The sequence below is a fragment of the Helicobacter baculiformis genome (genome assembly GCF_900197685.1).
Classification (GTDB): Bacteria; Campylobacterota; Campylobacteria; order Campylobacterales; family Helicobacteraceae; genus Helicobacter; species Helicobacter baculiformis.
This window is the reverse complement of the sequence record NZ_FZMF01000032.1, coordinates 1-22,828: the sequence shown is the minus strand read 5'-3', so window position 1 is coordinate 22,828 and position 22,828 is coordinate 1. Positions and strand designations below refer to the sequence as shown.

At 45.5% G+C, this 22,828-nt stretch carries 20 protein-coding genes and 1 tRNA gene; 16 read left to right on the top strand and 5 right to left on the bottom strand.

What is annotated here, in order from left to right; genetic code table 11:
• Positions 1–53: 53 nt before the first annotated feature.
• Together C6G87_RS05795 and rpsO are read right to left on the bottom strand one after the other, a co-directional pair.
• Entirely contained in the window at positions 54–1,295 is a 1,242-nt protein-coding gene (locus C6G87_RS05795; RefSeq protein WP_104752577.1) for an O-antigen ligase family protein, read from the bottom strand.
• An 8-nt stretch (positions 1,296–1,303) separates the two neighbouring features.
• Positions 1,304–1,576, bottom strand: coding sequence for a 30S ribosomal protein S15 (rpsO, locus tag C6G87_RS05790; protein ID WP_104752576.1), 273 nt, complete (start codon positions 1,574–1,576; stop codon positions 1,304–1,306).
• 114 nt (positions 1,577–1,690) lie between these two features.
• Here rpsO and flhA point away from each other — a divergent pair, with 114 nt between their 5' ends.
• The 8 genes from flhA (at position 1,691) to C6G87_RS05750 (ending at position 11,506) form a co-directional block, all read left to right on the top strand.
• A complete protein-coding gene (gene flhA, locus C6G87_RS05785) occupies positions 1,691–3,889 on the top strand; it encodes a flagellar biosynthesis protein FlhA (protein ID WP_104752575.1) in 2,199 nt (732 codons plus the stop codon).
• Between the two features lie 8 nt (positions 3,890–3,897).
• Positions 3,898–4,986, top strand: a complete 1,089-nt coding sequence (locus C6G87_RS05780; RefSeq protein ID WP_104752574.1) for a DHH family phosphoesterase — start codon at positions 3,898–3,900, stop codon at positions 4,984–4,986.
• 23 nt (positions 4,987–5,009) lie between these two features.
• Positions 5,010–5,690 carry a hypothetical protein gene (locus C6G87_RS05775; RefSeq protein ID WP_104752573.1) on the top strand — a complete coding sequence of 227 codons (681 nt, stop codon included), beginning with the start codon at positions 5,010–5,012 and terminating at the stop codon, positions 5,688–5,690.
• Positions 5,691–5,696: 6 nt separating this feature from the next.
• Complete coding sequence (gene pheS, locus C6G87_RS05770) at positions 5,697–6,695, top strand: phenylalanine--tRNA ligase subunit alpha (RefSeq protein ID WP_104752572.1); 999 nt, start codon at positions 5,697–5,699, stop codon at positions 6,693–6,695.
• Entirely contained in the window at positions 6,695–9,001 is a 2,307-nt protein-coding gene (gene ytpR / locus C6G87_RS05765; protein ID WP_199767651.1) for a YtpR family tRNA-binding protein, read from the top strand. Before pheS ends, ytpR begins: the two co-directional genes overlap by 1 nt.
• Entirely contained in the window at positions 9,001–10,326 is a 1,326-nt protein-coding gene (gene aroA, locus C6G87_RS05760; protein ID WP_104752571.1) for a 3-phosphoshikimate 1-carboxyvinyltransferase, read from the top strand. Before ytpR ends, aroA begins: the two co-directional genes overlap by 1 nt.
• Positions 10,307–11,131: a 4-hydroxy-3-methylbut-2-enyl diphosphate reductase gene (locus C6G87_RS05755; protein ID WP_104752570.1), complete on the top strand. Its 825-nt coding sequence runs from the start codon at positions 10,307–10,309 to the stop codon at positions 11,129–11,131. The genes aroA and C6G87_RS05755 overlap by 20 nt, the downstream gene beginning before the upstream one ends.
• Positions 11,132–11,428: 297 nt before the next feature.
• Positions 11,429–11,506 (top strand) — tRNA-Pro (locus C6G87_RS05750).
• A 1-nt stretch (position 11,507) separates the two neighbouring features.
• On the opposite strand, the gene C6G87_RS08510 is transcribed toward C6G87_RS05750, so the two are convergent.
• Together C6G87_RS08510 and C6G87_RS05745 are read right to left on the bottom strand one after the other, a co-directional pair.
• Positions 11,508–11,660, bottom strand: coding sequence for a hypothetical protein (locus C6G87_RS08510; protein WP_158653109.1), 153 nt, complete (start codon positions 11,658–11,660; stop codon positions 11,508–11,510).
• Positions 11,661–11,770: 110 nt separating this feature from the next.
• The gene (locus tag C6G87_RS05745; protein WP_104752569.1) at positions 11,771–12,982 is read right to left on the bottom strand and encodes a saccharopine dehydrogenase family protein; all 1,212 of its coding nucleotides are present in this window, start codon (positions 12,980–12,982) and stop codon (positions 11,771–11,773) included.
• A gap of 81 nt (positions 12,983–13,063) precedes the next feature.
• Between C6G87_RS05745 and gltS the strand changes: the two genes are divergently transcribed.
• Genes gltS through C6G87_RS05725 form a run of 4 tightly spaced genes read left to right on the top strand, consistent with a single transcriptional unit; the run spans position 13,064 to position 18,423 of the window.
• Positions 13,064–14,293, top strand: coding sequence for a sodium/glutamate symporter (gene gltS, locus C6G87_RS05740; protein ID WP_104752568.1), 1,230 nt, complete (start codon positions 13,064–13,066; stop codon positions 14,291–14,293).
• A gap of 8 nt (positions 14,294–14,301) precedes the next feature.
• Positions 14,302–15,339: a dihydrofolate reductase family protein gene (locus C6G87_RS05735; RefSeq protein ID WP_382262424.1), complete on the top strand. Its 1,038-nt coding sequence runs from the start codon at positions 14,302–14,304 to the stop codon at positions 15,337–15,339.
• A complete protein-coding gene (locus C6G87_RS05730) occupies positions 15,309–16,022 on the top strand; it encodes a tRNA1(Val) (adenine(37)-N6)-methyltransferase (RefSeq protein WP_199767650.1) in 714 nt (237 codons plus the stop codon). The genes C6G87_RS05735 and C6G87_RS05730 overlap by 31 nt, the downstream gene beginning before the upstream one ends.
• The gene (locus C6G87_RS05725; protein WP_104752567.1) at positions 16,015–18,423 is read left to right on the top strand and encodes a heavy metal translocating P-type ATPase; all 2,409 of its coding nucleotides are present in this window, start codon (positions 16,015–16,017) and stop codon (positions 18,421–18,423) included. The genes C6G87_RS05730 and C6G87_RS05725 overlap by 8 nt, the downstream gene beginning before the upstream one ends.
• A 48-nt stretch (positions 18,424–18,471) precedes the next feature.
• Here the strand turns inward: C6G87_RS05725 and C6G87_RS05720 are convergent, their stop codons facing one another.
• Positions 18,472–19,335 carry a pirin family protein gene (locus C6G87_RS05720; protein ID WP_104752566.1) on the bottom strand — a complete coding sequence of 288 codons (864 nt, stop codon included), beginning with the start codon at positions 19,333–19,335 and terminating at the stop codon, positions 18,472–18,474.
• Positions 19,336–19,514: 179 nt separating this feature from the next.
• Here C6G87_RS05720 and C6G87_RS05715 point away from each other — a divergent pair, with 179 nt between their 5' ends.
• The 4 genes from C6G87_RS05715 to rnc are packed head-to-tail and all read left to right on the top strand — an operon-like array spanning position 19,515 to position 22,779.
• On the top strand, positions 19,515–20,597 hold the full coding sequence (locus tag C6G87_RS05715; RefSeq protein WP_233709035.1) for a SurA N-terminal domain-containing protein: 1,083 nt from the start codon (positions 19,515–19,517) through the stop codon (positions 20,595–20,597).
• 6 nt (positions 20,598–20,603) lie between these two features.
• The gene (locus C6G87_RS05710; RefSeq protein WP_104752565.1) at positions 20,604–21,656 is read left to right on the top strand and encodes a tetratricopeptide repeat protein; all 1,053 of its coding nucleotides are present in this window, start codon (positions 20,604–20,606) and stop codon (positions 21,654–21,656) included.
• 8 nt (positions 21,657–21,664) lie between these two features.
• Positions 21,665–22,108: a ribonuclease HI gene (rnhA, locus tag C6G87_RS05705; protein WP_104752564.1), complete on the top strand. Its 444-nt coding sequence runs from the start codon at positions 21,665–21,667 to the stop codon at positions 22,106–22,108.
• Complete coding sequence (rnc, locus tag C6G87_RS05700; RefSeq protein ID WP_104752563.1) at positions 22,102–22,779, top strand: ribonuclease III; 678 nt, start codon at positions 22,102–22,104, stop codon at positions 22,777–22,779. Before rnhA ends, rnc begins: the two co-directional genes overlap by 7 nt.
• The last annotated feature ends 49 nt before the right edge of the window (positions 22,780–22,828 follow it).

Sequence of the window (22,828 nt, the reverse complement as noted above, 5' to 3'; positions counted from 1 at the left end):
CCCCAAACCCCCACCTCCCCCTCCTAAAAAAACCGAAGATGAAGAGTAAATATTTAGACGACTTGTTTTGGGTGCGCTCCCAACATACCCATCACCAACATTCCTACAAAGAAACTTCCTTCGATAAAGAAAGCAAAAGGATCGAAACCAATGCCCAAAATGATATAAAACCCCAGTAGAGAGAGCATTAAAAGTGAAAGTTGAGGATGGCTCTCAAGGCGTTTTATAAAAATGTGCGCCACTACAACCCAGAGTGTCAAAAGGATCCCTAACCCTATGAGTCCCTTGTGGGCGAGCACATTGAAGATCTCATTATCATATTTTCCCTTACAATCGCTCTCTTCCACACTATGGTAAGAGTGCGCCATCGCGACAATTTCTGACATGTGTTTGCAACGAGCACTTAAACTCATGCCAAAAAAAGGAGAGAGTCGCACAATAACCAAAGCTTCTTTCCAACGCTCCAGCCGCGCGCCAATACTTGAATCTGAACTCTTTTGCGCGTAAAGCTTGAGATCGTGGCTAAAACTTTCTTTTGCTCCTCTAGATGTCTTGATAAGTGCCTTGCTCTCTAAAATTTGTCCCCCCACAAACAAGCCTATCAGCACCGCACTCATGCTCAGCATGTAGGGCAGAGAGTGCCAAGATTTCTGCAAATAAAGCACAAGACCTGAGAGCATTATGAAGGTCAAGGTAAAAGCAATCCATGCGCTTCGTGTCGCGCTAAAGAGTACCACAATAAACCCTAACCCTAACGCTACACTAAAAAACGCTCTTTCGTGGCGTTTGGATGTGTAGAGTGCATAGATATAGCATCCCAAGACGGCGATAGAAGTTAAGGTTACAAAACCCACAATCGTACTCCAAGCATCGACTCGTGCTACGCGAAAACCTAGCCGTTGTACTAGCGCAATCATTCCATTACACACACACGCAACTGCCATGCTATAAAAAATCACCCGCTCATTGAGTGTAATGGGGGCGTTACTCAAACACACCAGCGCCAACACGCCCAAAAGGTAGATTAGAGGCATGTTGAGCAAGCGCAGGTTATAAGAAAAATGTTCTAAGCTACCATCCATGAAGAGATTGGGCAAGACGCTAGCAAACATCAACACCCACACCCACGCCAGCCACTTGTACGCCCGAGTCAATGACAAAGAGGGTTTATACTTAAGATAATAGCCGAACGCACTCAAAGCCAAAATAATAAGCAAAATTTGCGCTAAAGGCTTTTTAAAAGAGGTTAGAAAAAACAGCGCAAAGATAAAAGTAAAAAAACTCGATGCGCTCAAAAAAAGACCTAGCGGTTTTTAATCCCTAGAGCTTGAATAAGTTCTAAATAGCGATCATGTTGGGTGCGTTTGAGATATTTAAGTAAATTTCTGCGTTGTCCGACTAGCTTTAAGAGCCCTAAACGACTAGAGTGATCTTTAGGATTGCTTTTTAAATGCGCGCTCAAGTCGCTAATGCGTTGGCTAAGCAACGCTACTTGCACTTCACTAGACCCTGTATCGCTTGCCTGTCTGCCAAATTTAGCGATGATTTCTTGCTTTTTTTCTGTACCTAAAGCCATACTAACTCCTAGCTTAAAATTTTAACAATCTTTGATTATAGCTTAGAAAAGTGAAATTTTACATGAAAGAGTGTAGAATAACCCCATCTTTGCAACAAGGGGCGTATAGTAGGCGTGGCAGGTAACAAATCTAAGAATGTTCTTAAAAAAGCCTTCCCTTTCTTGAGACATTTGAGTCAGTCTAAAGACTTGACGGTAGTGGCTTTTGTGATCGCCATTTTGGGTATTATTATTGTGCCTCTACCCCCGTTTTTATTAGATTTTCTGCTCACTATCTCCATTGCCTTGTCTGTATTGATTATTTTAATCGGACTCTACATTACCAAGCCCACCGATTTTAGTGCTTTTCCTACTTTGCTCTTGATTGTTACTCTCTATCGTCTTGCTCTCAATGTCGCCACCACGCGCATGATTTTAACACAGGGTTACAAGGGGCCTAGTGCAGTAAGCGACATCATTAGCGCCTTTGGAGAGTTCACGGTGAGTGGGAACTATGTCATTGGAACCATCATTTTTAGTATCTTGGTGCTGGTTAATCTCTTGGTGGTTACCAATGGCTCGACTCGCGTTACTGAAGTGCGCGCGCGCTTTGCTTTAGATGCGATGCCAGGTAAACAGATGGCTATTGATGCAGACTTGAACTCAGGGCTGATTGATAGTGATGAAGCCAAAAGACGGCGCGCAGCTCTGACTCAAGAAGCGGATTTTTATGGTGCGATGGATGGGGCGAGTAAGTTTGTTAAAGGCGATGCGATCGCTTCTATCGTGATCACTTTGATCAATATTATCGGAGGTTTTTTGGTAGGAGTGTTCCAAAGGGACATGACCATCAGCTATAGCGCCTCCACTTTTACGATCTTGACAATTGGCGATGGGTTAGTGGGGCAGATTCCTGCTCTCATTATTGCCACGGCTACGGGTATTGTCGCCACGCGTACCACCCAGCATGAAGAAGAAAACTTTGCTAGCAAACTTATTACCCAGTTAACAGATAAGAGTAAAACCTTAGTGATTGTGGGCTGTATTCTCTTGCTTTTTGCTAGTGTGCCCGGCTTGCCTACCTTTTCACTCGCCTTTGTGGGGAGTTTGTTTTTATTCATCGCATGGCTCATCTCAAGAGAAGGTAAAGATAATTTATTTAGCAAATTTGAAACTTGGTTGAGTAAAAAGACAGGCATGGATCTTTCACACAGAACTACGACACAAGTAGAACAAACCCCTATTGCTCGCCCGCAAAAAACTGCAGAGGAAATCAAAAAAGAAGAAGAACAGGCTATTAATGAAGTGCTCAAAATTGAGTTTTTAGAGTTAGCCTTAGGCTATCAACTCATTTCACTCGCTGATGTCAAACAGGGGGGGGATTTATTGGAGCGCATTAGGGGGATTAGAAAAAAGATTGCAAGCGATTATGGCTTTTTGATGCCCCAAATCCGTATCCGCGATAATTTGCAACTCCCCCCAACCCATTATGAAATTAAGCTTAAAGGGATCACCATTGGCGATGGGAGTGTGATGCCCGACCGCTTTTTGGCAATGAATACCGGCTTTGCAGGCAAAGAAATTGAAGGAATCCCCACCAAAGAACCCGCCTTTGGCATGGATGCACTTTGGATTGAGCCCAAAGACAAGGAAGAAGCTATTATTCAAGGTTATACCATTATCGACCCTTCTACAGTGATTGCCACACACACCAGTGAATTAGTTAAAAACTATGCCGAAGAGTTTATCACTAAAGATGAAGTTAAATCGCTTTTAGAACGCCTAGCTAATGATTACCCCGCTATTGTGGAGGAAGCCAAAAAAATCCCTACAGGGGTGATTCGCTCGGTTTTACAAGAACTTTTGCATGAGAAAATCCCCATTAAAGATATGCTTACCATTCTAGAAACCATCACTGACATTGCTCCTAGTGTACAAAATGACATCACCATTTTAACTGAGCAGGTGCGTGCAAGACTTTCTAGAGTGATCACCAATATTTTTAAATCTGAGGATGGGACTTTAAAGCTGCTCACTTTGGGGACAGCTACCGAACAATACTTACTTAATAAACTTAAAGATCAGGCTTCGGGCAAATTCTTGCTTTTGAATGCGACTGAGATGCAACAACTCATTGAAAATATCTCTGCCGAATCAATGAAGATTTTACAACGTGGGATTGCCCCTGTGATTTTAATTGTGGATCCTGAATTGCGCCGCGCGCTTTCTACCAAAATGGAGCAATTTAAAATTGACATTGTGGTGCTTAGCCATGCTGAATTAGACACCAATGCCAAGTACGAGGTGCTAGGCACAATTAATATTAATTTTTAAGGAGCTAGATGCAGGTTTTTCATTTATCCCACATCGACTTAGATGGCTATGGTTGCCAGTTTGTGAGTCGTCATTTTTTTAAAGAGGTTACCTACTATAATGCCAATTATGGTAGGGAAGTGTCCGCACGACTCAAAGAAATCATCACCGCCCTCAATAGACGAGCGGTGCAAAAGGCACTGATTTTAGTCACAGATTTAAACTTGACCTTGAGTGAAGCAGAGTTTTTGCAAAAAGAAAGCGAAGCCTTGCGTTTACAAGGCAAAGAAGTAGAAATTTTGCTCCTAGATCACCATATCACAGGTAAAGATGCTGCAGAAAGCTATCATTGGTATCATTTAGATGTGGAGAGGAGCGCTTCTAAAATCACTTTCGAAACCCTTAAAGAACGCTATAGACCCTTACAAGAGAGCGCTTTAGAAACCCTTGCCCCAATGGTGGAGATGATCAATGCCATCGATATTTGGCAAGAGGAGGGCTTTGCCTTTGAATTGGGTAAGGTGTGTATGCGCATGATCTCTAGCACCCATGAGCTTAATCGTTTTATGTTTGATTGCGAACACCGCGCTTATAAATTTGCGCTATTGGAACAAGTGCCTCGATATATCCATCAGGACAAGGGTGCAGTGGCTTTTGATAATGATCTCTTTCGACTTAAAAAAATCGCACTAGGAGGCGATCCAGATCAAGAGACTATGGACAATATTGCTTCTAACGCACAAGTGGCTTTGCTCTCGCAAAAAAAAGAAGCATGCAGTGTGGTGTGCGAGGGTAAGAAAGGGTTTTTGAGTTATTCCATGGGAGGTATTAGCGTGTTAGCAAATTTATTTTTGCGCCAAAATCCCGAGTTTGATTTTTACATTGATGTGAGCTTTAGGGGCAATGTGAGTTTGCGTGCCAATGGAAAGTGCGATGTGAGTAACATAAGTAAGCAATATTTTAATGGAGGAGGGCATAAAAACGCCAGCGGAGGCAAAATTGAGGGTTTTAAAGAAAGTTTTAGCTATTATGACATTAAAGAACAATTAGAGCGGGTCTTTGCACAGGAGATTGCAGATAATTCTGATAGTTTTTTTGCCAATCGATTCAAGTTTTAAAAATAAAATGTAAAGGAGTGTTCATGAGATCATGGGTTGTTGCGTCTTGTTTAGCTTTGGGACTTGTTACGGGTTGCACGAAATATAGTGTGGTTCCTGAAAATATATCCAAGTATAATAATGGCGTTCAAGTGCTCGTTTCTAACCAAGCACACTCCAAGGTGCAGGTAGAAGTAGCGCAGAAAAAGATCAAGGGGCTAGACAATCCTCCGTTGGTATTTTATGTAGGAGCCCAACTTACAGGGGGTGATCCTGTGGATTTTGACAGCAGTCATATCAGCGTACACGAAGGGCAACAAAACCTGCCTGTGTTAAGCTTTAAGCAAATGCTCAAATCTAGTTATGACTTTGATCCCGTATTGCAAAAATTTAATATTGCTGTGCCTTCAACTCCCATTACTGCTGACAATCTCGCTTCTCCCATGTTTTACTATGGCCAAGGAAGTTTCCTAGCCTACGACTTAATGTTAGGCACGCCCTTTATGATGATGGACGATGCACAGACCCAAGCGATCATGCAAGATGAACGCCAAGCTTTCAAGATCATGGCGATTAACTATCTTAGACGCTCTACACTCAAACCAGATGGCAAGGCTAGGGGCGGTTTTGTTGTGGTCGATCCCAAACATATTACTGCAGGTACTTTAGTGGTAAAAGTGGCTCTTAATAATGAGGTGCATACCTTTAAAATTGATATCAAGTAGGACTCTTTGCAAGCTCTACACGCCCTTTTAATCCAAATTCAAAACGCTACTACCCTCAGAGAGCTAGAGGATCTGCGCCTGCAGGCTTTGGGCAAAAAAGGGTTATTTACACACCAATTTGCTAAGCTCAAAGACCTAGATATCCAAAGCAAAGCCCGGAGCGCGCAAGAACTCAATCAACTTAAGGATGCTTTCTTGAATGCGCACGCGCACAAAAAGCAAGAACTGCAAAGCGTGGAGTTAGAGGCTAGGTTGTGTGCCCAAAAAATTGATCTCACTCTAGCTAACACAGATCTGCATTTTAGTCTAGGACACCCTCTGAGTTATACCAAAGAACGCATTATTGACTATTTTACTCAACTAGGATTTAAGCTGCATCTAGGCGCACTGGTAGAGGATGAGTTTCACAATTTTGATGCACTTAACATGCCCGCTTATCACCCCGCGCGCGACATGCAAGATACTTTTTACTTTAAAGATCACAAGTTACTACGCACTCACACTTCGCCTACCCAAATTCACGCCATGCAAACCCAAAAACCCCCCATCAAAATGATCGGTGTAGGCCCCACTTTCAGACGTGATTATGACACCACCCATACCCCCATGTTTCATCAGGTTGAAGGCTTGGTTGTGGATAGCACACATAAGGTACATTTTGGGCATCTCAAGCAAGTGTTAGAAGATTTTTTACATTATATTTTTGGTGATGTTCGGGTGCGCTGGCGTTCTAGTTTTTTTCCTTTTACAGAGCCTAGTGCAGAGGCAGATATTAGTTGTGTCTTTTGTGAAGGTAGAGGCTGTAAGGTGTGTTCACAGACAGGTTGGTTAGAGATATTGGGGGCAGGCTGCGTGCATGCAAAGGTATTTGAAAATGTGGGGCTTAAGGATATAAGTGGATACGCCTTCGGACTAGGGATCGAGCGCCTAGCCATGCTTACTTGCGAAATCAACGATTTGAGAAGCTTTTTTGAAACCGATTTGAGACTTTTAGAGGCGTTTTAATGTTGCTAAACACCTACATTTTGCACGATTTTTTAGAGGGCAGATTGCCCAATATTCCCACTCTATGCGCGGATTTGAGCCGTATCGGCTTAGAAGTTGAAAGCGCAACTCCCTTTGAATTGCCCGAGCGGGTAGTGGTGGGCAAGGTCTTGGAATGTACCAAGCATCCTAACGCGACTAAACTTAGCGTATGCCAAATCGATGTGGGTTCTGAGGTCTTGCAAATCGTGTGCGGAGCGCGCAATGTGCAAGCGGGGCAGTTCGTCGCTGTGGCGTTAGTCGGGGCGTATTTAAACGCTTGTAACTTACATATACAGACTAGCACACTAAGGGGTGTAGAAAGTTTTGGCATGATCTGTTCTAGTACAGAGTTGGGACTGCCTAAACTTAACGAAGGGATTTTGATCTTAGATAGCAGTCTTAATAGAGACGATGCGCTTGTTCTAGGCATGCCTTTGAGAAATTTATCTTTTTTTCAAGGCATGCTTTTAGATATCGCACTCACCCCTAATCGTGGGGACTGCTTAAGTGTGTTGGGCATCGCACGCGAACTTAGTGCACTCTATCGCCTTCCCTTAAAAAACCCTCCTAAGCTCTCTGAAACCGCGCTTTCAAATCCTCCTAAACTTCCTGCCTCGCTCCCTCCCTGTGCGCTGGGCTATGCTTTGCTTGACCTAGATGCGTCCTTTTTACCTCTTGAAATCACTCTCACTTTAGCCTTACAGCGTAGTCTACAAACCAATATGGTGTCCAATCTTTTAGAATACACGACTTACCTTAGTGGAGTACTCTTACATGCCTATTCTTACGAGTCTTTGGAAGTGTGTGTAGACACAGAAGGCTTTGTGCGTGTGGAACACGCTTCGCAAACTTTGGCAACCATCGGAGTAACTCCCTCAGCTCCCCCCGCCACAAGCCCTTTTCTTTTGGAAGCGAGCTTTATAAATCCTACACATTTATGCCAATCTCTACATAGGCACCCTCAGGGATCAGCCACTCACGCACTTATTTACCGATCTAAGCGCGGAAGTAACCCAGAGGTGCAAGTGGGCTTAGCATGGCTTTCTGTCTTGCTTACGCGTTTTTATCCTGGTGCTACTTTGCGCCCTGACACCCCTATAAGCACTCTTACCCCTACACGTATTGCTTTAAATGTTGAGGAGATTGCCCAAATTTTAGGTGTACATGTGCAAGCTGTGCGTATTAAAGAGATTTTAGAAGATTTAAATTTTAAGGTATGTATTCAGGATACGCGTCTAGAAATTCAAGTCCCTTTGTTCCGCCACGATATTGCCACGCCCCAAGATGTGGCAGAAGAAATCCTGCGTTTTATGGGTTTGGAACAAATTCCCAAACAAGCGCTCATTATTAGTGAAGTCAACCACGCTAACACACATTACACACGCTACAAGTTTGAACGCACTCTTGCTAGTCGTGCTTTAGCCCTGCAGTTTAAAGAGGTGGTGCATTATCTCTTTGCAAAAAAAGAGAAGTTGGAGGCACTAGGTTATCCCACTTTAAAAGAGAGTTTGGACCTACTCAACCCTATTAATCACGATCTTAACACTTTACGTACTTCTCTAGTCCCTGGACTTTTGGAGGCTTGCGCGCGCAATAAAAACTTGGGCTTTAAAAGTATTGCTCTTTTCGAATTAGGGAGCATTTACAATACCGATCGAGAGGAGCGATCAAGCTTAGCCTTTCTAGCTAGCGGATTTAGAAAGTCTCCCCATTACCCCCATCCTAAGGGGATAGCATGGGATTTTTACAGCTTTTCTAGTGCGCTCTCTAGCATTCTGGGCAGGTTTGAGTTAGACCCCCTCACTCAAAAGCAACGCGACAAATATCCCTACTTAACCACCACTTATCACCCCTACCAAAGCGCATGGATACTTCAGAGAGGATGTAGAATTGGCATACTGGGAGCTGTTAATCCTATCTTAGCACAACAAGACGATCTTTTAGAAGGATTTGTGGCTGAAGTTGATAGCGCGTTGCTACGCTCCAAATCTTATAGAGCTCAAGGCTTCTCTAAATTGCCCACAAGCTTTAGAGATTTGACGATCCTTGTAGATGAAAATTGTCTTTTTGCTTCTCTTAAGAGGAGTCTTGAGCAAGCCCAAATCCCTTATCTTAAGGAAATTTTTCCTTTAGATATTTATCCGGAAGAAAAGGGACAAATTGCCTTAAGCATGCGCTTAAAAATCCAATCCCAAGAGCCTTTAACAGACGCCCGGCTACAAGAAATTGTTCAACACGCTCTATCTGTACTAGAGCAACACTTTGGCGCTAGACTCAAACGCTAATGTTACATATTAACCCCGCCAAAAGCTTTAAGCTCAACTTAGAATCTCTGCCTGCCGACAAGTCTTTGAGTCATCGCGCACTCTTGTTTGCGCTTTTAAGCGATAAGCCTTGTTTCGTGGAAAATCTACTAATGGGTCAAGATTGCCTAAGTACACTCACCATTGCTAAGTCTCTAGGCTTAAAAGTCCAAAAACTCTCTCATGACACCCTAAAACTTACACCTCCAAAAAAATTCTTGCACTTTAGCGAGCCTAAAAAAGTACTCCATTGCCATAATTCGGGTACAACCATGCGCCTTTTTAGCGGCTTATTAAGCACCAGTCAACCTGTCAGACAACATTTTATTTTAACTGGTGACGCGTCTTTGAGTGCACGCCCTATGGGACGTGTGATTGCCCCGCTAGTCAAAATGGGCGCACAAATACGCGCTCGCGCGCACCACACCTTGGCCCCCTTGAGTATTCTGAGCGCACCCTTACGAGGTATCAACTACACTAGCCCCATTGCCTCCGCCCAGCTCAAAAGCGCGATTCTGCTAGCCACACTCAATGCTAAAACCCCTAGCACTTTTAGCGAGCCGCATTTAAGTCGCGATCACACCGAACGCATGTTAAAAACTTTAGGGGCAAATATCCATATCAGCCCTCAAGTTATTACCCTCGAGCCTTTAAGCAAGCCTTTGGAATCTTTTTCTTGGCGCATTCCTGCTGATCCTTCTAGCGCCTTTTATTTTGCTTTAGCAACGATGCTAGTACCTCAAAGCGCAGTGTTATTAAAAAATGTCTTGCTCAACCCTACACGTATAGAAGCTTTTAGGGTTTTAGAAAAGATGGGTGCGCATATTGCCTTTGTGCCCGCTCAAGAAAGCTCAATCGAGTCTGTGGGAGACATTTATGTAGAACACCGTGCACTTAAGGCGATCCATATCCGAGAAAACATTGCCTCTTTAATTGACGAATTGCCTGCTTTAGCGGTAGCGATGGCTGTAGCAAAGGGGACTAGCGTGGTGAAAAATGCACGGGAATTGCGCGTAAAAGAAAGCGATCGTATCACCACTACCCTAACCAATCTAACTAAAATGGGCGTAGAATGCCAAGCACATGAGGACGGTTTTAGTATCACAGGGGGCGATCTGACAAGTCCCAAAGAGTCCCTGGAGAGTTTTGGCGACCACCGCATCGCCTTAAGTTTTGCAGTTGCTTTGCTAGCCTGTGGAGGTAGACTTAAAAATACAGCATGTATGGGTATCTCTTTTCCCACATTTAAAGAGATCTTGGGGCGCATTACCCCTCTTAAGGAAATCTATGCAAGTGAAAATGGCTAAGAATTATGGCTTTTGTTTTGGCGTGAAACGCGCTATTGAAATAGCGCAGAGAAACAGAGATAGTCTAACTCTAGGTTCGCTCATTCATAATCCCAAAGAAATTGAACGCCTAGAGCGGGATTTTGATGTTAAAGTACAAGAGGATGTGAGTGCCATTGAGCCTCATAAATCTGTGATTATCCGCACACATGGCATTCCTAAGGGTGATTTAGCCATACTCAAAGAGAAAGGTGCGCGCATTATTGACGCAACTTGTCCCTATGTGATCAAGCCCCAGCAAATCGTAGAAAAAATGAGCGCCAAAGGGTATCAAATTGTTATCTTTGGCGATGCTAATCATCCCGAAGTTAAGGGGGTTATCAGCTACTCTAGCACGCCCCCTTTAAGTATCAATTCTTTAGAAGAATTGCAGGTCAAGAAGCTAAGCAAAAAAGTTGCTTTGGTCTCTCAAACCACTAAGCAGACTCCTAAACTCTTAGAAATTGCTACTTTCTTAATCGCTCGCTGTGCAGAAGTGCGTATTTTTAATACCATCTGCAATGCCACCTTTGACAACCAAGAAGCGGTGAAGGAATTGAGTCAAGAGGTTGATGTGATGATCATTGTGGGGGGGAAAACTTCTTCTAACACTAAACAGCTTTTTCACATCGCTAAAGGATTTTGCGCGGATAGCTATTTGGTAGAAGATGCTCAGGATCTAGATCCTCAATGGTTTAAGAACAAAAAACTTTGTGGTATCAGCGCAGGGGCTTCTACGCCTGACTGGATCATTGAGAGTGTGCGTGAGAGAATTACAACATTCTAATCAGGAATGGGATCACTCTACCTCCACACTCTAAAGATTAAAGGTTAAAACTTATGCGGGGTTAGGGCATTAGTATTGTGCTCTGAACTTGTTATAAAGTTGGATTTTTATAGCCGCGCGGTTAGTTTTTCTTCTATATATACATTACACATATGAAATGTTGGGGGTTCTAAGGGTTTTTATTTACAAGTTCAATGGCGCAATATGGAGAACATGTTAAGGCTATCAAATCACTCAGCTAATTTAAAATTTAAGATAAAATTAATATCTAAAAAGATAAAATATGAACTTTTGAAGCGGAGTATGGCGCAGCCTGATTAGCGCGCACCCTTGGGGTGGGTGAGGTCGTGGGTTTGAATCCCGCTACTCCGACCAGCTATCTTTTTCCCTTTAGTAGTGATTTTTCGTAACGCTTTGTCATCTCTTCTTGAATATCTTCTGCTTTCTGTGTCTTTAGTTGCGTCGCTTGTTTATGGGCACAGCAACCCCAAGCACCTATTACAAATAAAACCAAAAACGCATATTTCATTAAAAATCCTTATTCCAGGTCTTGATTGGTTCGACACTCCAAAACATGCCCAAAACCGCGCGTTCCTAAAGCTCCTCTGTGTCAAAATCAAACGTGCTCAAAGCAGGGATTTAACGCTCGATCATTTCGTAACCTAAACCTTGTTTGGTGAGCTCTTCTAAAAAGGGGTCAGGATCGAGCTGTTCTAGATTGAACACGCCCTTAGAGTTCTCCCCTCCCCAAATGCCCTTACAAATCATCATCGCCCCCACCACAGCAGGTACTCCGGTGGTGTAGCTAATGGCTTGCGAACCCACCTCTTCATAACACTTTTGGTGATCGCACACATTGTAGATATAGAGTTTTTTCTCCTGCTTATTCTTGCTCCCGTGGATATAGCACCCGATATTGGTCTTCCCTGTCGTTTTGCCCGCAAGGCTGGCTGGATCGGGTAGGAGCTGTTTTAGCACCTGAATGGGCACAACTTGGGCGCGCCCCCCTTGCGCGGTGGGCACTTCCACTGGCTCAATATGCAGCATGCCCACATTAGCCAAACAACGCATATGGTTTAGGTAATTTTCTGAGAAAGTCATAAAGAAGCGAATGCGCTTCAAACCCTTGATGTGTTTGACTAGAGACTCTAGCTCTTCGTGATAGAGCAAGTATGAATCGCGCTCCCCAATCCCGGGATACGCCCAAGTTTGCTTGATTTCTAAGGGCTTAGTCTCCACCCACACCCCATTTTCATAATAACGCCCCGGAGCGCTCACTTCTCTTAAATTGATCTCAGGGTTAAAATTGGTCGCAAAGGGGTAGGGATGATTGCCTGCGTTACAATCCAAAATATCAATATTGTATATCTCATCAAAATAATGTTTCTGAGCATAGGCGCAAAAGACATTAGTAACCCCGGGGTCAAAGCCACTTCCTAGCAAGCCAAAGATTTGGGCTTCTTTAAAAGCCTTGTCAAATGCCCATTGCTCTTTATATTCAAATTTTGCCACACCAGGATGTTCGTAATTAGCAGTGTCTAAATAATTGGTTTTAGTTTGCAAGCAAGCTTGCATGATGGTTAGGTCCTGGTAAGGGAGAGCAACATTAATCACAACTTTAGGTTGATACTTTTTAATAAGAGCCACCACTTCCTGCACACTATCCGCATCCACTTGCTCGCAAATCACCTCGCCAAGATTCTTAGCTTTTATGCTACTAGCAATCTGTTGGCATTTAGAAAGGGTGCGGCTAGCCAACACTACTTTATTAAAAACTTGGCGATTTTGACACAGCTTGTGGGCAACCACGTTACCAACTCCCCCAGCCCCAATCTGCAAGACACTGAACATTTTTTCCCTTTTGGATAACACGATCTAGATGTGCTATTATAAGCTAAATATTTTAATGCTTTAATTAAACGGAGGTATGCGGTGAACACAATCTCTTTAGATGTTTATGGGACTTTAGTGTGCATGGTGGGGGTGCTGTTGTTAGGGCGTTGGATCATCTCTAAGGTGAAATTTTTACGTGATTACGATATTCCCGAGCCGGTGGTGGGGGGGGTTTTAGTCGCTTTGGCGATTCTCATTGCGCATAAATTCTACGACTTTAGATTAGTGCTAGACTCTTCTTTAAAAACCCCCCTCATGCTCACTTTCTTTATCACGATTGGTTTGAGCGCGGATTTTGCATCCTTGAAAAGGGGGGGCAAAATGCTAGGCATTTTTGTGGCGGTGGTGGGAGTGTTTGTGGTGATTCAAAATGCCGTGGGGGTGGGGATTGCTAGCCTGATTGGGGCTAATCCTCTAATGGGGCTCTTGGGGGGCTCGATCTCTTTGATTGGCGGGCATGGCACCAGCGCGGCGTGGTCTGATGTCTTTGTCAAGGACCCCTACCATTTCGCAGAAAGTCTAGAAGTTTCTATCACCTGTGCGACCTTCGGTTTGGTGAGTGGGGGGCTCATTGGTGGACCTGTGGCGCGCTATCTGATTAAAAAATACAAACTAGAACCCAGCCAGCAAGATAAAGAACGCATGGAGCAAGAACCCCCCAGCGCGTTTGAGACCCCAAAAAAAGAACGACTCATCACCGCGAGCAGTTTTGTAGAAAGCTTAGCATTGGTGAGTATCGCCCTCTTAGTGGGTACTCTCATCTCTAAAATGGCGCATGTTAAGGTAGGGGGGGTTACTTTGCCCACCTTTGTGTGGTGCTTGTTTGTGGGGGTAGTGTTGCGCAACCTCCTTTCTTATTTTAAAATCCATAGGGTTTTTGATCGCGAGGTGAGCGTGATTGGGAATGTGAGCCTGAATCTCTTCTTAGCTTATGCCTTGATGAGCATTGATCTAGTCAAGCTCGCGCATTTAGCCTTGCCCATTATCATTATTTTGAGCGTACAGGTGGTGGTGATGATCCTCTATAGCATTTTTGTAACCTTTAGAGCCTGCGGTAAGAATTACGATGCGGCAGTGCTCAGTGCTGGGCATTGTGGCTTTGGTTTAGGCGCAACCCCTACTGCGATGGTGAACATGCAAACCATCACCACCCACTACGGGCATAGCCATGTCGCCTTCTTGGTCGTGCCCTTAGTGGGGGCATTTTTTGTGGACATTATTAACGCAATGGTGATCAAAGGCTTTTTAGCCACGCCGCTTTTTAATTAAATAAAAGGATTGTGTTGTTTCATCTCTTAATGCGTGCCTGTGTGCGCAAGGCTTGGGAGAGTCAGACTTTAGCCCTGCCCAACCCAAGCGTGGCGTGCATGGTGTTGGATCAAAACTACCAGCTTTTAAGCCTACAAACCCACACAAAAGCCCACACCCCCCATGCCGAAGTGCTAGCCCTAAGAGAAGCCTTTAACGCGCTCTGTGCTACCCCCTTCCCCAAAGAGATTGACCCCCTAGACAAAGAAGCCAATTACGCCTTTCTAGCCCAACACCATAGCCATCTTTTTAAAGATTGTACAATTCTTGTAACTTTAGAGCCCTGTAACCATTTTGGCAAAACCCCCCCTTGTGCCGCCCTGCTAAGTGCGCTCAAGCCCAAGCGCGTCATCATCGGCGCGCGCGAGCAACACCCTCAAGCGGTGGGGGGGCGCGCGCGCCTGCAAGAAGCCCGGATTGAAGTTAGCGTGTTGGATTTGCCCGAATGCTCTGATTTGCTCTACCCCTTTACGCGTTTGCACACTAGGGGCGTGTTCAATCTCTTTAAAATCGCTACAAGATTAGATGGCAATTATCAGGGCAAGATTTCGGGGGCAAAGAGTTTAGCCTTCAGTCATAACCAGCGCGGGGTTGCCAATACACTCATCATCTCCGGACAGAGCGCGCGCATCGATCGCCCCCTGCTTAACCACCGCTTTGCTGACCCGCTCTATCAAGACCGGCTTTGTGATGTGGCGATTTTGAGCAGAAATCCGGTGATCGATCGCACTCTGCCTCTCTTTGGCGTGCCCGGGCGCGCAGTCCAGCTGTATACCCGCGTGCAGGATTTACCCCTGCAATTAGGTTTTAACATCATAGAAGGGGGTTGGCATTTGTTAGAGAGTTTGCAAGATCATATAGATATGCTCTTAACCCACACGCACGCCTCCCTAGAGCCCCACCAGCCCATCCCCCACCACGCACATGCCTATTTCACCCCTCTACACGCCCAAATCTTAGATCAAGACCTGCTCACATGGCACTCTTGCGGCTCTACCAACCCCTAAAGGGGTATGCCTACAATAGTGATAGTTTGTTTTTGGCGCATTTTGCCCGCCCCTTTATTAAAAGGCATGCCCGGCTCTTAGATGTGGGCGCGGGGTGCGGGGTGGTGGGGCTTTTATGCGCTAGAGAATTTGCTAACCCCCTTGATTTGCTAGAAATTGACCCAGATTTGGCTTTTTTTGCACAACAAAACAGCGCGCACGCCCCTAATGTGGGCGTGATTTGTGCGGACTTTTTGCAAGCTAATTTGCCAACTCCCTATGATTGTATCCTCTCCAACCCACCCTACTACCCCCAAAATAGTCCAGCAAGCCCCAACCCCCAGATCGCGCGCGCCACCAACCAAAGCTTCTTACCCCTAGATACCCTATGCGCCAAAGCCCATGCCCTTTTAAAACCTCAGGGTTATTTTATCCTCTGCTACCATGCCAGCTTGGGCGATGCCTTGCTTTATTGCCTACAAAACGCCAAACTCAATCCCGTGAGCCTGCGCTTTGTACATCCCTTTAAAGATAAAAAAGCCACTCTAATACTCTGCTGTGCGCGCAAAAGCTCTAAGAGTCTGCTAGAAATCCAGCCCCCCCTCATCACGCACAACTCTAAAGACCAACGCGATGTGAGCACAGAGGTCGCCACCATTTACGCCCAAGCGCGCACCTATAGCATTAAGGCACAAATTGGATAAAATCCCCTGCGCGCACTGCCAATTACTCTACCCCCCCCATGCCCTTAAAGCGGTGCAAACCCCTGAGCAAAATCTGTATTTTTGTTGTGCGGGCTGTGAGAGTGTGTATTTTTTACTGCACTCTTTGGAGTTAGAGAATTTTTATGAGAAGTTGGGCAATAAGACGCTAGAGCCCATCACCTCCCCTAAAGCGCCCCTCAAAACCCATTATGACACCCCCCAATTCTTGCAAGCCTTCAGCACACCCTTAGAGGGGGGGTTGTTGGAGGTGGCTTTGATTTTAGAAAATATCCATTGTGCGGCGTGTATTTGGCTCATTGAGCATGTCCTTTTAAAGCAAGAGGGGGTAGAGAGTGTACAGGTCAATTACACCACGCACAGGGCTTATGTCCATTTTGACCCCCAGACAATCGCCCTCTCTAAGGTGTTGCACACCATCGAGCAGGTGGGCTACCATGCGCGCATTTTTGATCCCAAAGTGCATGAAAAAGACGCGAAAAAACAACATTACCGCCACTATGTCGCGCTGGTGGTGGGCATTTTCTCTACGATGAATGTGATGTGGATCGCCATTGCCAATTACGCGGGCTATTTCTCCGGGATGGATGCGAGCATGGGCTTTAAGCTCAATATCGCCTCATGGATACTCAGCAGTTTAACCCTCTTTATCACGGGCGCGGGGTTTTTAAAAGGGGCGTTTTACGGGCTCAAAAACGCCCTTTTTGGCATGGATTTGAGCGTGAGTCTAGGCGCGCTCACCACCTATATTTACTCAATTTATGCCACCTTTCACGCCCAAGAACCTTATTTTGAATCGGTGAGCATGATCATCACCCTAGTGTTTATCTCTAAATTCTTAGAGCTCAAGGCAAAGCATAGGGCTAATGCTCTGCTAGATGGCTTGCAGGATAGTTTGAATGTGCAGGTACTGCTCTTGCGTGAGAAAGAGGGGGGAGAGATCGAGCGTTGCATGATGCCCCCCGATCAAATTCAAATAGGCGATCGTATTGAGGTGCTCAGTGGGGAGGGTGTGCTTTTAGATGGGGTGCTAGAGAGCGCGCACGCCCAAGTGAATACCCAAATTGTCAATGGCGAGATCGCCCCTTTAGAGGTGCATGCTAAAGAACCCATTCTCTCCGGTTATACCAATGCGGGGGCGCGTTTTATCTACCGCGTGCACACCCCCTTTAAACAATCCTTTTTAAGCCAAATGGTGCAATTAGTACAAAAGAGTTTCACCCAAAAGCCCCAAATCCAGTTGTACGCGGACAAACTTGCCCACCGCTTCACCCAAGCCGTACTAGGGATCGCCTTAGTCAGTTTGCTAGGCTGGGGGTTTTTAGGGGGGGTGTGGGAGCGCGCGTTGGTGATTAGCGTGAGTGTGCTCATCATTGCCTGCCCCTGTGCCTTTGCCCTAGCTACGCCCATTGCCCTAGTGTTGGGGGTTAATCGCGCCTTCAAGCAGGGGGTTTTATGCAAACAAGCCGCGTGCTTAGAGACCCTCGCCAAAGTTACACGCGTGTTTGTGGACAAAACCGGCACGCTCACCACGCCCAGCCTCCAAGTGCAAGACTATCAAGTCTATGCAGACTACAACCCCCATTGGCTCTTGAGCTTGATCGCGCACAACTCCCACCCTATCTCTAAAGGGGTGAGCACATGGATACAAGAAAATCTCAATGCCCAAGCCAGTGTGCCCCTAGAATCCCTAGCCCAAGAAGAGGGGGGCTTAAGGGGGGTGATACAAGGACATGTCTTGTTAGGGGGGAGTGTGGATTATTTGCGCGCCCAAGGGGTGCAGATGGCACAGCCTGAAGGGAGTCATTTTGCCTATAGCGTGGATGGAGAGCTCAAAGCCCTTTTCATCTTGCATGCCCCCCTCAAACCCGACAGCCTAGAGAGTGTGCAAGCCTTGCAAAAAATGGGGCTTGAAGTAGAAATTTTAAGCGGGGATGCCAGTGCGCAAACGCGCCACATCGCCCAAACTCTAGGCATCACCTGCCATGCCCCCTTAAGCCCTCATCAAAAATTAACCCATGTCCAAGACGCTTTGGCGCGCGGGGAGATTGTAGCGATGGTGGGCGATGGGGCGAATGACGCGCCCGCGCTCGCCCAAAGTCAGGTTTCTTTGTGTATGTATGAGGGGCATGACTTAAGTCTCTTGCATAGTGATGTGATCTTGCTAGACACTTCTTTTAAAAGCGTGTACAACGCCTTTAGTATTGCCAAACAAGCCCATAGCCGTGTACGCCAAAATTTGTGCATCAGCGCGCTTTATAACGCTCTGCTCATCCCCTGCGCGGTGTGCGGGCTAGTCAACCCCCCCCTAGCCGCTTTGAGCATGAGTTTGAGTTCTTTATTGGTGGTGGGGAATAGTTTTAGAAAGTGCACTACAAGCTAGAGTCGAACCTTCTAACTTCCAATGATTTCGGAGTGTGCGATAAATTTCCTAGCCCTCCACAATCTGCCCAAACTTACCACTTTCTAGGTCATCTATAGCTTGCCGAATCTCTTCTTGTGTATTCATCACAAAAGGACCATAGCCAGCTACACTTTCATTAAGAGGTTCACCCGTGAGAATAAGTAGTTTTGCCTCATTAATGGCACTAATGTCAATATCCTTTCCTCCCCTTTGAAAACTTAGCAGAGTGCCCTGTGAAACTTGTGTGTTTTCTATGCTAATACTGCCCCCCAAGACTAAAATCACAAGATTATGACTTTCAGGCACCCTAAAAACATGACTCTTGCCCGCGCACATAATCACATCCCATAGATTAATGGGACTGAATGTGTGCGCGATGCCTACGACTCCTTCTAACTGCCCGGCAATGATACGCGCTATGCCATTACCTCCTTTTAAATGCAAAACTGGAATATCTTTAGATTGGATTGCTTGATATTTGGGTGGACTCATTTTATGAGCCTTAGGCAAATTGACCCAAAGTTGCACCGCCTCAAAGATCCCCCCTGTTCTTGCAAACGCCTCAGAATGAAATTCTTGGTGCATCACTCCAGAAGCCGCGCTCATCCACTGCACATCTCCAGCACCGATTACACCTCCACCTCCATGCGAATCCCTGTGTGCAACTTCGCCCTGGTACACAAGAGTAACTGTCTCAAACCCCCTATGGGGGTGCTCTCCTACTCCATGCGCTACACCCGCTTCAAAATGGTAAGGCGCATTGTAATCCAAAAGTAAAAAAAGATCGAAAAGTTCGTACTGGTGATTGTAATTGATCATAGTGCTGACATAAAAACCATCGCCCACCCAATGCTTGCGTGAAGTATCGCGCTTACTAGCGATTTTTTTCATCAATCTCCTTTAAGGATGAGTCATTATAAACCACAAACACCAATAAAGTGTCATGCAAAAATACCCACAACCCCCGCTCTCTAGACCCAGCAGCACGCCTCACCATCCCATCAAAACCCTTAATCTTGTTCTTAGCGCCATTATACTACACTCCTGTAAGTTCACTAAAAAGAAAAGAGTTGCTCTATTTTTCAAATACCCGCCCCTTGTGCTCACTGATCGCTCTCTTGATGGGGGTGTTGTGTATGGATATGCAGGGAGCTGATTCTAAGATAGAAGCGGTAACAGGAGGGCAGAGCTTTGGGGGTAAAAAGTTAGACAAGCAGATCAAAGAATCTTTAGGCAAGAAGCACCCTCGCTCAGAGCAAACACGCGATCGGCGTAAGCCTCAAGAATCACCCCAACAATCCAAGCAGACAGAACCCAATAAAACGACCAAGTCCACAGCCCCTTTAGCCGATCTTACTCAGGATCAAAGAGAAGGGATTGTAGGGGGGATTGCCATCACGGTCAACAACGACCCTATTACTATTTATCAGATTGAAACCCAAGAAAAAGAGCACCATGTCAGTCGCCAACAAGCGATCAACGCGCTCATTTTGCAACGCATCCAAGCTCAAGAAATCAAACGCCTTAAAATCGATATTGAGGATGACAAAATCGATGCTGAGATCGAGAATATTGCCAAGCACAATGGCATGGATGTTCAGGATTTCATGCGCACTTTGGCTAGTGAGGGGATCAACCCTACTGCCTACAAGGCACAGCTTAAAAAGCAACTAGAGACACGCGAACTCTTGCGCAATATCTTGCTTTTTAATGTAAACACCAATAGTGAAACAAAAATGCGCGAGTATTACAACGCCCATAAAAGTGAATTCAGCGTACCTAGTGAGATTCTTACCACACGCTACACCGCCCAAGACACCCAAACTCTCACCAAAGCCCTAGAAAATAGAAACTTGGATATTCCGGGTGTGAGCAAAGTGGAAGAGAAGATTAATGTTAAGTCTCTCAATCCCCAAATCGCTCAAATGTTTTTGAGCACCCAAGAGCACACTTTCACCCCTATTTTGAATGCAGGTGGGGGAAATTTTGTCTCTTTTTATATCAAGGAAAAAATTGGTAAGGAAGAAGTGTCTTTTAACCAAGCAAGGCATTTTATTGCCAATAAACTCATCGAGGATCAGCAGGATAAAATCCTAGCCGAATACTATGAAAAATTGCGCGTCAAGGCAAAAATTAAGTTCTTGCACCAGTAAAATCAGATGGAGCAATTAGCCTATGTCTACAAAGATTCGCTCTTCAGTGTGGCGCTCTTGATTGCTGCAATTGGGGCTGTGATCCTCTTCGATCACTTCCGCTCGCTTGTGAAGCATAAAAAAAATCTCAAAGCGCTCAACACCTTATCTTGCTCTTATGCTTCCATCGATTTGGACTTTGAAGTGCAACAACTCTTAGCCAAAGAACAAGAAAGCCCCTCAGAAGTGCTAGGCATTCAAACCTGGCTCTTTTTAGCCAAGCACTATAGCAAGCATGGGAGTGCAGAACAAGCCATCACCATTTACCTTGCCTTGCTCTCTAAATACCCTAAAGATCGGGTGATTCTTTTGAAGCATTTAGCCCAAACTTATATCGCTATGGGCTATGTGCAAAAGGCGCATGACATTTTAATAGAGGTGTTGCGTATTGAACCTAGAAATGTCAACGCGCTTAAAGAGATGGTGCGCGTGTATGAGATGTTATGCGCGCCTCAAAAAGCCTTAGAAGTGCTGGAGTGTTTGGATGCGCTCGAGACAGAGGGGTTATTGGAGACTTACCATTACTTGCAAATGCAAGTCTTGATGCAAGAAGACTTGAGTTTGGAGGATCGTAGCGCACACATCCTTGCTTTAGGGCATAAATACCAAAGCCTCTACAAACTCGCCCTAGGGCATTGCAAGACCTACCATAGAGCCTTGTTTTTGCAAGAATTACCCCGCCTGCAAAGGGGTATGGAGTGCGTGGATTTGCTTTGGGATCTAGAATTTGCAGAAATCCAACCCCTATTAGCCCAACTCAGCCCAGAGGTGCGCGAAATTTTCATGGCAAAGGGCTTTATAGAGGGAACTTGTGGGCACTGGCAGTTGGAGGTGTTCCAAACTTTTAAGCACAAATACCCCATTGTTTTGAACTTTAGCTACCAGTGCAACGCGTGTAAGAATCTCTCTCCCTTTGAGAGTTATCGCTGTGTGATCTGTGGTGTATTGGGAGTGAAGGAAGTGGTGTTGAGTCTAAACACACAGCCTACAGAGTATAGCCAACCGCTCAATCTCAATTAGGAGGAAGGATGAAAGCAGTAGAACTCTTTTGCGATGGATCGGCTTTGGGCAACCCGGGTGCGGGGGGTTATTGTGCGATCTTGCGCTATCAAGGTCAAGAAAAAATCATCACCGGGGGCGCGTCTTACACCACCAATAATCGCATGGAGTTAAGCGCGCTCAATGCGGGGCTCAAAGCCCTCAAAGAACCCTGTAAGATCGCACTTTATAGCGATTCTACTTATGTATGTCATGGCATTGCCAAATGGCTAAAAGCATGGCAGGCTAGAAATTTTGCTAAGGTTAAGAATGTGGATTTATGGCAGGAGTTTTTAAAGGTGTCTGCCTCCCATCACATCACCCCCCATTGGATCAGAGGGCATAGCGGGCATCTAGAAAATGAACGCTGTGATGCCCTAGCCAAACAAGAGGCGTTGGCTTACCAAGCCCATAATAAAGGAGTTTCATGTTAGATCGCTTGCAAGAATTACTAGGGTATGTCTTTCAAAACCCCGCCTTATTACAGCAAGCCCTCACCCATAAGAGCACGAAGACGCACAGCAATAACGAGAGGCTAGAGTTTTTAGGCGATGCTGTACTAGACTTGGTGGTGGCAGAAATTTTATTTGCGCGCTTTGCAGACCTCCAAGAGGGCGATCTCTCTAAAATGCGCGCGGCATTGGTGAATGAAAAGGCGTTTTTCAAGCTCGCCTCTTACTTGCGCCTGCAAGATTATATTCTCATCTCTCCAGCAGAAGCCAATAACCACGGGCACACCAAACCCTCTATCCTAGCTAACGCCTTTGAAGCCTTGATGGGCGCAATTTACTTAGAGAGTGGGTTAGAGCCGGTGAAAACCTTGATGAGTCGTTTTTTAGACAGCCTCTATCCCGATCTCTCTCTGAAAAGCACTTTTATGGATTACAAAAGCGCGTTGCAAGAGCTCACCCAAGCGCGCTTTAAAGTCGTGCCCACCTACACGCTCAAAAGCGAAAGCGGACCCGATCATGCCAAACAATTTGAAATGCAGATCTTCATTTTAGACAAACTCTATGGCACTTGCACCGCTAAGAGTAAGAAGGAAGCCCAACAACTCTGCGCCCAAATGGCGTATCAACAACTCCGCATGGAGGGGAGCGCATGAGCTTGGTACTGCGCACCTTTGGCGAATCGCATGGGGCGATGGTGGGGGG